The organism is Clostridium sp. BSD9I1 (assembly GCF_900185645.1).
Taxonomy (GTDB): Bacteria; Bacillota; Clostridia; order Clostridiales; family Clostridiaceae; genus Clostridium_AK.
On the sequence record NZ_FYAM01000011.1, the window covers coordinates 249,201 to 261,324 of the forward strand.

Genomic DNA, 12,124 nt, shown 5'->3' on the forward strand with positions numbered 1-12,124 from the left:
ACAATAATCAAAAGAGTGTAATATAAAACTTATGTATCAAAAACATAATCATCTGGCATAAATAGTATACTTAAAGCGCCTATGCCTCCATAATTTATCTACTACATTGACGACACTTTCAAAATTATAATGTACATTTTATATACATAGACTACCCATTATTAGCCTAATAAGTAGCTGGATAATGTTAAGTTGTATTTATGATAAGTCTATTAATATTGATTATGTATCCACTGACCACGTTCATTAATTAAAAGCTTTTTTGTATAACTCTCTATATAACGAATTATCGAGATTGCATTATAATTGCATTCATCTAGATAAGATTGCAATTTACTATGTAATATTTCATCAGGATATATTGCTAAAATTTTTGACAGATAACCATATATATATACTTCCTTATCTGGCAATGATATTACCATAGAAAGAAGCTGCGTATGAAAATTTATATGCTGCGTAGATGGATTTAATGAAATATAATGGATAAGTAATCTAAATAATTCACTCTGGTCGTTGAGTTCTGTAATTGCCTTAAGAATTTGAAACAGCATTGCTTCCGGAAAAGTATATAAGGCATTTCGAAAGAGATTAATAATATCCTTTATCCCTTCACCATCGGGTAAAGAAAATAGTATCAATACAATTCCTTCATGATAACATTTATATTCGGATATGTTCCTAATAATCTTAAGTACATTTAATTTACTTTTTTCCCAAAAACCGGTTATATAATCTAAAACAAGATTGCTACTCTCTAACTTACACATTCTTACAACAAAATAATCATCTATATTTTGAGCAATATTTTCTAATACAAGAAACTCAGAAAACTCCGTTTCTCCATATTTGGATGAAGTTCTAATCCTTAGTCCAGTTTTTTCCTGCCATTCTTTTAAATACTTGATAAATTGTGCTACATGATATGAAGGAAGTAAACGTGGGTTACGTCGCAACTCACCAATCACACTGGGAATCCCATTCGGCATAATTTTTGATAATATATTGAGAATATCATCCATTACCATAGGTTGAACATTTCCCATTAATCTTTTCCACAATTCGTTTATTAAACTTTCAGGAGGAGAATTCAAGTGCTTCATTGCTTTTAGTGTAGGAATAATATGCATATTAGAAAAACTGTTTGGTAAGTTTGATATAAGCTCAGTAAGTATTGCGTTTTGATGCCTTTTTGCTAACACAGACCATCCATATTCTGAAAGCTTATCATTTTTCGATTCAGCCCATTCTCTTGCTTGCGCATCAGAAACTACAGTATATACTTTTTCATAAAGTTTATGATATCGTTGTTTTAAATCACCTCTGAACAGCATTGATTGTAACCTGCCTATCCTTTCATCTCCTGTTTCTATAAGCACAAACAATAACACCTCCTGCAAATGAGGTGCTAAGGAAGGTATTTCATCACTAATCAAATCAAATAGAGCATCGTTACCGCAATTAATAAGAATACTATTAAGATCACACCAAATTGAATTGGTAATTGTACTAACATATTCACTGTAATGCTCGGCAACCCAGCTTGCTAAAGGAAAATTATCTCCACGTTTGGCAGCAGATCTTAAGTAATAAGCACCTAGGTCAACTTTTATTAGATCTGGCAAAATACGTTCAATCCATATAGGTAAATTGTCTGTACACCCTAAAGCTGCCTGTACAGCTTCACCCCGTGTCAGTTTGCCTTTCTGTAATTGATCACTAAGCCAATCTACCCACTTATTTTGCCTCGAATTTTGTATTGAATCTAACAAATAGTGCTTTCCTTTAGAATTTTCTAGCCAAGCACTTACTATCTCCCTATTCTCCCATAACAATTCCACATCAAATATTGTTTCTAAACCATGAAGGTAATAACCTTGCTCACTTAAATTTGATATTGCTTTCAATGCCTTTTTTAATAAATCTCTGTTTTTACTAGTGATAGCGCCAATTACTCCTCTATATTGCTGTATAGAGTGCTCGCTACTTAATAACTCATCAATTTTGCTCACAAAACGATTAAAAGTCTGTTTTTCTCCCATTGTTTTTAACCTCAGATACGGAATGAATATTGCAACAAATATAATGTCAATATCTAAAAGAGATTTTACATCTTCAACACACAGCCGCCTACCACTTTCGAGTGCAAGTTTTACAAATTCTCTTGAATTTAAAAATTGTGCTACATATATGGATAATTCTGACCAATCATTAAATACCCCACACCCAACAAGCCAGTCCCAATAGAGATCATGTATGGGCTGTATCTTATCTTGACGATTGCCCAATGTACCAAGCTGTTCTATGAACAACTTAACCCCCTTCACATTACGATTTCTCTCTATATCCTTTATTTCAGCATAGAAATCAGAATATTTTCTACTATCAGTAAATAATGTTAATCGTGCAACTGCTATGCTAAGAATATCATTTAAAGTCTCACAATCTTTCAAATACCCAGTCAACTGATTATGAAAAGCACTGATAAGCTCTCCTCTTGTGGATACTTTACCTCCCATAAGTAAATATAAAATAAGTGCTAATGGTAATTTTAATAAATCTTTTAATTCAATAGGGATTTCCGGCGAATCAGGACAAGCAACCGAAATGGCGGATGATATAGTCACCTCTGATAATCCCTCTAAAGTCCATATTTTAAAACGATGATCATATTGATTTGTGTATCTTGCAGTTGCAATTATTTTCCTATCACCTAAAAGACTTAGTAGTTTACGTCGTTCTGAGTCATCTGCACTTGGTACATTCTTTGGAAATTGGGACCAACCATCAAGTAAAAAAATAACTGATGGATTTTTAGTAATGGATCTAAGGTCATTTGTTGATATTTTCTTCTCGATGAAATTGACTACTTCATTAGTAGTTGCAAAGTCGCTTAAGGAAATAAAAATTGGAAATAATTTAGAAGTTTTTATAAGTTCATTACCAAAATTCCATAGGGCATGCGTTTTACCTGTTCCACCAGATGCTACTATCAAGTGAGCATTACCCTCCGCCTCGACAATTTCATTGAATTTCAATGTATTGGCATTCTTATCTTTCGCAAATTCAGTTACATGCCTTGTCTCCGTCTGCAAAAATGTTATAGCGTTAACCGTGTACTCATTTGCCTCTGGAAACAAAGATAAAAGTGAGGGGGGAATTGATGAATTTAGTAAGTCCTTTGCTATACTTATAAGTTCATCTTCATGAATCATAGATAAAGTTCGCTGCAAAGTAAATTGGCTCCCTATAATTTCCCTAATCTTATCTTCATCAATTCCATATGTTATTTTATCTCCATTAATTACATCTCCTGATACTTCCGAATCCTTTATTTTGATTGAATCTTTCAACATGTTATCAAATCTCCTTGTCACCTTGAACAATATCTCCTTCAACTTCTGTGTCTATGATAGACATATTTGAAGCTCTTTTATCATCAGATTGTCTTTTATCATCAAGATAACCTTTTTTCTTATCTCCCTGAACAATATCCCCCTTAACCTTAGAGCCACTTATTTTTATGTTTGATTTACGTTTATTTTTTGCAACAACCGATACTCCGATTGCCGCCAATACTATTCCTCCAATAATATTACTCATAGTACCTATTCCTAAATCTATTACCTTGTCTATAATTTGATTCATAGACTTCTCTCCTCCATATATCAATTATTACATTTTTTATGTTAAACTCTATTTTTATATTATAGGTAAAAGCGTTAACCCATGTAATGTACATTATTAATCTTAATTCGGTCAATTTGCTCCAAAGTAACTTACTTTAGGATTCAATAGTTCATAATCTTAAAAATATCATCTTAATACATGTAGAAGCATTTCATCCTATTCTTAATTAAACTTGATTTTATAATATTATTACATAAGAATTTTTAGCTTATGAATTGCTAATTTCGCTTATGGAAATTAGTGCATTCCAAATTATTGCTATACTTCTGACTTCCTATTGTATACACAACATGTCCATTTTATAAATAATAGGTAGTTTCTAACAACTTGTGCCTATCATAATTGTATATTCATCAATCTAATAAATATGTTGATCTAACCAACTTTTTCGTTTTCCATTAACATGCACTAATGCCTCTAATGAAATATGATCTATTTTGTGAGTTATTCCTTCATTTTTAATAGTAAACATATTATTATAAGAGTGAAATGTTTGATAATTGAAATAGTTAAATTCATATAAAAAGAAATGACTATCTTTATCTTTTACTTTCTTAATGCTTATATGATATTTGTATTCTACATCTTTTTTTCCCAAAGCATAAGATTTTTGCACATGTGACACTGAGCTTGGACCAGTATAGTCTGAATAACTGATGATAATGCGAAAACCTTTTAATATATCAACAAAACAATGATTAATATAACCAATTGTTTTAGGTATCTCATTAACATTACTATTCATTACATCATTTCCCTCGCTTTTATTTTGTTATTTCCAATTATTAGCCTAATGGGTATACGAATAATGTAAATAATTAGAAGATTACTAACAAGCTGTGTTGCTGCCCTTATAAACCAATGCTTCTTCAATTAAAAGTTTCATTTTATCGTTAGTCATTGTCGCTCTCTGATAATCACCAATAATATCCTTTGCACGTTCAGTGGATTTAGGTTCATCATTAAGTCCAAATATTTCAATACTCTTTAATCCCTGTCTACTTTTACCAACAAAAATAATTCCATTATCATTTGTAATGGTATTATCAAAATGCTCTTTCGGATCATCAAAGTATGGGTGCACAATGATAAATGTGCACTTATTATAGTCATCATCATATTTAGATATTGTATCAATTTCCCCTTTATGGCTTCTGTTATTGCATAAGGTACAAGATAAGACCAAATTCATAGGTGTAAATCCAAATTGAGGATATAATTTTGTTGCTTTTGGTGCAATATGTTCAATATTATTGTCACTAGTCACGCCATATTTAGACCCACAGTAAGCACATCTTCCATCCTGCCCCTTATCCATTTCATCTCTTAATATCTTTTTAAATGCCTTCATATTATTTGTATTAATCTTCCAGCTTTCACCGGTATATGGTTTTAAGCTATCAATATATTCGATCATATCCTGGGATAAAATTATATTATTTTTTAATATCTTCAATATTCTCAATGTATGCCTCCACAGAATGCAAAATAATGCTTAATGGATCTTCTTTTCCACATGTATATTTTAATAATTTATCATATAACTTTTTTATTTCCTCTAAATTATTTGATTTATTTTCTACTAGTGTAACTAAATTTCTTAAATCAACTTCAAAATAGTAATTTCTTGTAGTACGTAATTGAAATACATTATATAAAATATTTTCGGCTGACCATGCATAAGTATCCTCTTTAAGTAATTTAGAATTAATATCATTACCATCCAATTCTCTTTTTAAAACTACAACAGATGATGATTCTGATTTCAGATCTGATATAATATAATGAGAGTGTGTGGCTATAAGAAAATGACAATCATTGTATTCTTGAAATATACTTTTTAAACACGATATGTATGTCATTTGCCAATTAGGATGTAAACTTATTTCAGGTTCATCTATTAATATCAGTGATCCATGCTGAATATTATTTAACATATTTAAAAATGTAAATAGTATTTGCTTTTCCCCCGAACTAGCATCATCAAAATTAAACTTAATATCTTTTTTATAAAATACTAAATTGATATTAATCAAACGTAAGTCGATCATTTTCTTTATACAATTATATTGACTTTCAAGAACATCATATGCGGATTTTTTTTGTAAATCAAAATAATAATTAATTATATTTTTATACTTAATATTATCCAGTTCCGCTCCAACAATCATTTCTTTTATTTCTTTAATATCATCTGTAGTGATTTTAGCTATTGCATCATCTCGAAAATCTTTTCTAATAGAACGCCTATTGTTTGATTTATCAATTTCATTTTGAATAGCCTTTTCAAGATTATTCTTGTTAAATAATGTTTTTCTTTTAGCTACTATCTGTAGGTTAAATTTTAAATCAAATGTTAAAAAATTAAAAATTTTTTTTAGATGATCTCCATTATTTGCTTTTAACATTAACTCTATTAAACAATTCTGCACTTGATTGCTTATTGAACTTGTAAAGGCTACATTTGAGGCCTGTCTAATTCCTAAATATTTATAATTTTCATCAGTATCAACTAAATCCTTTTTATTTGCAAAATAGAATTTATCATTTAACAGGTAAGATACTGCTAAATTGGATATTGGTAAAATAAGTTCGTTTTTATCAATATCTTTTATATTAATATCTTTTAAGTTATATTTTATATTAATAATCTTATTATCTGAAATAGTTATGATAACCTTATGTTTTCCTATACTGTATTCAACTTCGTAAAATTTATATTTTAATTTTAAAATACGATTATTAAATATTTTTTGATGTATTTGACGAAATAGTTCTGACACTTCAGCTAATAAAAAGCTCTTTCCGGTACCGTTTGCACCTATTAGTACTGTAGTAAAAGGTACCTCATTATTAGAATACGTGTCATCTTCACAAAAATGTACGTTGTAAATGTCTCGTTCTCTATTCTTAATCAATACTCTAAATAGTTTAAAATTCTCCATCTTACCTCCTTCAAGCGAATAATCATAATTCACTTTCCTTCTCCATCAAATTTTTACTAACTATATCTACTATTATTACTACTCATTAATTGGAAATCATAGTCAGATTTTCTTTCTACCAACTTCCCATTTTAGACATTATCTTTCTCTATGTTCTTAACTTTACATAAGTAAACTCCATACAAATCTCACTATTGTGCCAATACATCTATCATTATAAACAATTCTCCTCTTTTCTATTTACATATCTCCCTTGGAAATCCTCATATACCTTTGCTCATATTTTTTAACCTTTATATTTCCTATGATGTTACAGTATTAATGAATATCTAAAAAACCCTCTCCACCACCTCAAACCCCTGATTTTCTGCAATTTGATATAATGGCGAAATACATTGCTTTAATTTCTCATTAAAATCTTCTTTAGGTTTATACTTTAAATACTCATGAAAATTTTCTATTTTTAAGACATCAATGTAACCTTCTAAATCTCTTTCTTTACCTTTTTGAGCAAGATATGTTACTGCTTTATACTGTATATCACAAAAGTCATTGATATATGTATCATATTTAAGCAGCTTATCACTTTTAGAACTGTTTACATTCTTAAAAGTAGGTACAAGGTTCCACATCTCATCGTGCAACACAAAACTCCATGGAATGAAATGATCAATACTAAGTACTCCATGGTTTTTATAGTTTTCTTCAATAAAATCTTTGCCGGTGTAAATATCATTGATTCCCTTTGAAATAATGATTTCTTTCCAAAGCTTTGTAGCCTTTGTAAGGTTTCTAGTTTTAGGTGCTTCTAACTTAAAAGCTATAGCAGAAACATTAGGATTTCTCTTTTGTAAAAAACATACAAGTTTATAATAAATCCATGATTTTACTACTCTATAGTTTTCCTTAAGATAGTCAGCCCATCCTTCATTTAAAACAATCTTATCTGTATCACCTTTAACAATTTTATAAAGACAGCTATCACTGGTTAAGGATAACTCAGTAATTAGTTTTTCTTTCAAATCATCTTTTTTTCCTCTAAGCTCCTCTGAAAAAAACGGTGAAAGTAATCTATATGGAACATTAACAGTTAAATCCTTCATCATTTTCTTAAGTTCTTTATCCTCATTTTCACATAAGAGCCCTAGAAGTTTACCCTCATCACAATTTGGGTTAAATGCATATTTTAAAGCAATATAATTTATTGGCTTTTTCAAGTTATCAAACATGCCAAAGCTTAGTTTATATTGTAAAGTTGGATACCAAGCCCCAACTATCATTCTTGCTATAATTTTATTAAATTCAATTTTACTATTTCCAAGGCTCACTTCTTCTTGCCTTCACATCGCTATACCTAATCAAATTGAAAATGTAGCATTTTCAATTTGTATATAAGTAGATCCTAAAGGCCATTTTTGTTCTTGTTCTATATATGCCACTATTCCTATTCATCCTTTCCTTTGTTTATCTGACCTATTTGAATATTGTGTGAATGCTTCCCCCCTTTTTGTTTTTGCTTAATTTCTATATTGGGATTAATTTTATTTTTATTAGTGAGATATTTACATATGCTAATTACTCCTGAGATGATTAATACTCCTATACCACTAAAAATCCATTCTTTATTTTCTAAAACCCAATCTATATTCATTACTTGCTACCCCTCTCAAATATAATTTTACTTATAAAAAAATTTATATATCTTAACATCATCAATCTGACATGTCCATTTTATATGAAACCTGTACTTTAACTTCCATAGAATCATACTTATAATATTGATATCTCAGTTTACAATTAAATTTAATATATAGAAATTATGTGGCTAATTTTATGTACTTCATAAATTCAATCATATTTCTCTGAAATTATTGAACATCTCTATTATCGTATTTTTTTCATTTTCGCCTACTTCCACTACACTTTCATCTCCAAATTCAAGGATATGTAATAAATTATCTTCACCTTGATATATAACTGTTGAGTTCTCCAAAGCTTTATAAAATATCAGTTGTAATAATTTATTACTTGGATTACTTAAATAAACTTTAATTAATTCTTCTGTTGCAACTTTAACATAAGATGCAACAGATTTAATTTGTTTCTTATTGTAGTTTTTCAAATAATATTGATTAAGTTTTTTTACTAAATCTAAATCATTTACTCCTGCTTCATGTAATACATTTATTGTATATGCTGAAAAAAAATCGCTACTCAGCATTTCAATATTTGTATAAATAAATGCCACCATAGACTCAGTTATTAATAACTCTGGATTGATTTTTTCGTATTCTTTAATATAATTATAAAATTCTTCATTCGATAATATACACTTATATATATATTTAACAATTTGATCTTTTAAGTGATCTTTATTACTATTATCTTTGTCTAATTTTATCCATAAACTAGCTATTGCATCTGCAATTTCTCTATTAAAGTTTCCATATTGAAATAGTTTAGCTGCACTATATGCACCAAACTCTTCTGCATCTAAATCACTTTCAATTAAGCTATTTTTAATTTCTTCAATTATTACATCGTTAATATAATTTAAATCAATCATGTCGCAAATAATTTGTTTCTTTATAGAATAGTAAGGAATGTACTTTATTAAAAAACTATAGAAATCCGAATAATTACCATCCTCATTTCTAATTTTTCTAAAGGTTTCTAGGGCACTTATACCTTCTCCAACAACTATATCCTCTTCTATATCAGTGTTGTTACTATAACTAGCAACTAAATCTAAAATTCCTGTTATCGAAATAAGAATGTCTCTGTAAAATTTTTCATCATCGCACTGTTCTAAATTAAATTCTGATATCGCTTTTAAAACTTTATGTTTTAATATTATACTAGAGGTATTATTCATAAGATTTGTAAGCTTTTCATTTAAAATTTCAGCTTCTTCATTATTTATGCCTATTTTTAATAATATTTCAATAGCAGTTTGGGTATCTAAATCATCTTCATCGCCGCTATCATCTATATAATCTACTACCAGTCTTTTCAAATTAGTATTTTGTATCTCTTCTTCAAATAAAGCCTTAATTGCTTCTTCTCTAACCCAATCTATATCGCTAAACAATATTTCTATTGCAATTTCATTAGCTTCATCGTATACTTCTCCTAATCTTATTAACGATTCAAGAATATCAACTAAAATTACTTCAAAACAATCTTCTTCAATCAAATTTTCAAACATACATTTTATATTAGAATCGAATATTTTCAATCTTCCTATCGTTTCTAATACATAACATTTGAAATTAATATCTTCCTTATAGTCTTCTATCACCTCTACTGCAATCAAATTTATACCATTGTCCTTTTCACCCAATAAATATAAAATTTCAATTGAAATAAACTGGATCAATTTCGATTCATCATTACTATATTCATTCAGAGCATTAATAATTAGCTTAGATGCTTGCTTTGATGATTTAACTAGGTTTGCAATTTTTCGGAAATGATTTGCAAATCTTAAACTATCAATTGTCATATCTTTTAATAAAAAATTAATCCATCGCTTAAGGATGCTAGAAATAGTCCCAATACAATTAATTTTTTCCTGTTCAACATCATGTAAACATTTCAAGATCAGTAATAAATATTCGAAACCTATAATATCTACTCCATTATTTAATAGATTATCAAACAAAATATTTAATTTTCTATCTTCACTATTTATTGATAATATCCCAAATAAAAATCTAAAAACTTGTTCGAACCGCTTTTCATATTTATACTCATCTAAAAATTTTATCAAACTAGTTTCATCAAATTTTGAAACTATATGCTTTGCTGTAAGAAACTCTTGAAATGTAGAGTGAAAAAACTCATATTTGTTTTCCCGCCATTGTCTATTAGGATATTTTGCACGAAAAAATCCTACATTTAAAAATTTATCGTTAAAAAAGTTTTTTTTCTTTGAATACTCCATTTTAGACTCATTTAAAAATTCGCTAAATTCCCTACCTGTTATATAACTTCGTGAACTAATTAATGATTTGTATGATAATTCTGATATTATACTTATAAATTTACCGGAATCAGGTAGATCAAATTCTTTTTCATCTTCTATATAGATTTCAATATACTTTTCTAATAACCCTTCATATATTTCTGTTATTGTTTCGGTTTTAGTATATTCATCTTTCCCTTTCAAAAAACAAATCATATCCAATAGCATAGGATTTTTGGTTAAATCTACATTAATATTCATAATATCATTACTAATATTATTAGCAAAAGGTTCTTTATAGTTAAAATAATCTTCTAAATACTGTTTTATATTCTCCTTTTTTAATCCTATATTCTCAAAAATTTCATAATCTTTTTTAATTAATTCATCATAATCATATGATTGAGATGTAAAAATACAATTATGTAAGTTTTCCATAGATAATTTGTCAAAAAAATTCTTTTTATTCTTAGAAAGAATTTCATTTAAGCCATCAAATATAAATATAACATTGTCACTACTTAACAAATAGTCCAGCTCTTTTTCTTTAAATTTACTATACTTCTCTAATATAAAGTCACCTAACGTTTTAAAATCTTCACTTTTTTCATTCCACTCTTTCAATTGCAAATATATTACAATACTACTTTCCCATAAATCTCCAACACTCCACTGTTGTAAAATAAATTTGCATAAAGTAGTTTTTCCTATACCTGGATCTCCTAGAATAAGTGCCTTTCCTTTTGATAATTGTAATATATCTTTTAAAAGTATAGAGTTAACAATCTCATATTTAGTTGATTTTTCTTTTTCAGGAGCCTTTCTATCGATTAAATTAAAAGAAAGATTTTCAGTATTAATTGATCCTCCCATCGTCCTATCTATCTTTTTATAATTATTAAGATAATACTTTCGTAAAACTCCTTTTAAACTTTCATAAACACTGTGATTAAGACCATGTGTAGAATCTTTACTTGTTTTTCTCTGCTCTTCAGTTTGTAATTTAATAAGTTCATTTGTATCTATATCTATGCAAATTTCATCTATATGACTATCACCTGAACTATTTTTAATTATAAGATTTGCAATTTGTATATTAGTAGACCCTATAGACCCCTTTTGCTCCTGCTTTATTTTTGTCAATCCGGCTAACCATCCTTTCTATCATTTGTATTTTACAAGTGAGCATTATAATAATGCTTCTCCCTCTTGTGTTTACTATGCATGTGTAATTAGTATATTATTTTTTAATGAAAAACTTACAGCCATAACCATTCCTCTAATAGATATACTCCATTACCGTGTAAAATTCACACCTTACTTTTTACAATACAATCATAATTATTATTTCATTGTTAATCTAATAAGAATGCAGGCTCGATTGGCTAATTAATTTCCAATTATATACACCATCTTCCCCCCTATCTACTTACAACTTCCTTGTATATCAAACTCATTACAATCGTTTTGATATTGCTGGTGCCTCATTTATAACTATATTAAAAAACTTGAGCCAGCTTTC

The 12,124-nt window shown here is 28.3% G+C and carries 8 protein-coding genes; all 8 read right to left on the reverse strand.

All coding sequences use genetic code 11. The features are described 5' to 3' along the window. Nucleotides 1-212 precede the first annotated feature (212 nt). Nucleotides 213-3,356 carry a hypothetical protein gene (locus BSD9I1_RS06575; protein ID WP_186429666.1) on the reverse strand — a complete coding sequence of 1,048 codons (3,144 nt, stop codon included), beginning with the start codon at nt 3,354-3,356 and terminating at the stop codon, nt 213-215. A 4-nt stretch (nt 3,357-3,360) separates the two neighbouring features. Continuing rightward, entirely contained in the window at nt 3,361-3,648 is a 288-nt protein-coding gene (locus BSD9I1_RS06580) for a hypothetical protein (RefSeq protein ID WP_186429667.1), read from the reverse strand. Nucleotides 3,649-4,048: 400 nt separating this feature from the next. Further along, complete coding sequence (locus BSD9I1_RS06585) at nt 4,049-4,435, reverse strand: hypothetical protein (protein WP_186429668.1); 387 nt, start codon at nt 4,433-4,435, stop codon at nt 4,049-4,051. Between the two features lie 84 nt (nt 4,436-4,519). Further along, on the reverse strand, nt 4,520-5,155 hold the full coding sequence (locus BSD9I1_RS06590) for an HNH endonuclease (protein WP_186429669.1): 636 nt from the start codon (nt 5,153-5,155) through the stop codon (nt 4,520-4,522). Then, nucleotides 5,127-6,635 (reverse strand): AAA family ATPase, encoded by a 1,509-nt coding sequence (locus BSD9I1_RS06595; protein ID WP_186429670.1) that lies wholly within the window; start codon nt 6,633-6,635, stop codon nt 5,127-5,129. The genes BSD9I1_RS06590 and BSD9I1_RS06595 overlap by 29 nt, the downstream gene beginning before the upstream one ends. 329 nt (nt 6,636-6,964) lie before the next feature. Beyond that, a complete protein-coding gene (locus BSD9I1_RS06600; RefSeq protein ID WP_242966432.1) occupies nt 6,965-7,963 on the reverse strand; it encodes an HNH endonuclease domain-containing protein in 999 nt (332 codons plus the stop codon). Between the two features lie 116 nt (nt 7,964-8,079). Then, the gene (locus BSD9I1_RS06605) at nt 8,080-8,286 is read right to left on the reverse strand and encodes a hypothetical protein (protein ID WP_207653887.1); all 207 of its coding nucleotides are present in this window, start codon (nt 8,284-8,286) and stop codon (nt 8,080-8,082) included. 201 nt (nt 8,287-8,487) lie between these two features. Beyond that, on the reverse strand, nt 8,488-11,745 hold the full coding sequence (locus tag BSD9I1_RS06610) for an NACHT domain-containing NTPase (protein ID WP_186429671.1): 3,258 nt from the start codon (nt 11,743-11,745) through the stop codon (nt 8,488-8,490). Nucleotides 11,746-12,124 lie beyond the last annotated feature (379 nt).

Bases quoted from the DNA above. Each gene is read 5' to 3' on its own strand.
- BSD9I1_RS06575 (WP_186429666.1), bottom strand. From the start codon at position 3,356: ATGTTGAAAGATTCAATCAAAATAAAGGATTCGGAAGTATCAGGAGAT.
- BSD9I1_RS06580 (WP_186429667.1), bottom strand. From the start codon at position 3,648: ATGAATCAAATTATAGACAAGGTAATAGATTTAGGAATAGGTACTATG.
- BSD9I1_RS06585 (WP_186429668.1), bottom strand. From the start codon at position 4,435: ATGAATAGTAATGTTAATGAGATACCTAAAACAATTGGTTATATTAAT.
- BSD9I1_RS06595 (WP_186429670.1), bottom strand. From the start codon at position 6,635: ATGGAGAATTTTAAACTATTTAGAGTATTGATTAAGAATAGAGAACGA.
- BSD9I1_RS06605 (WP_207653887.1), bottom strand. From the start codon at position 8,286: ATGAATATAGATTGGGTTTTAGAAAATAAAGAATGGATTTTTAGTGGT.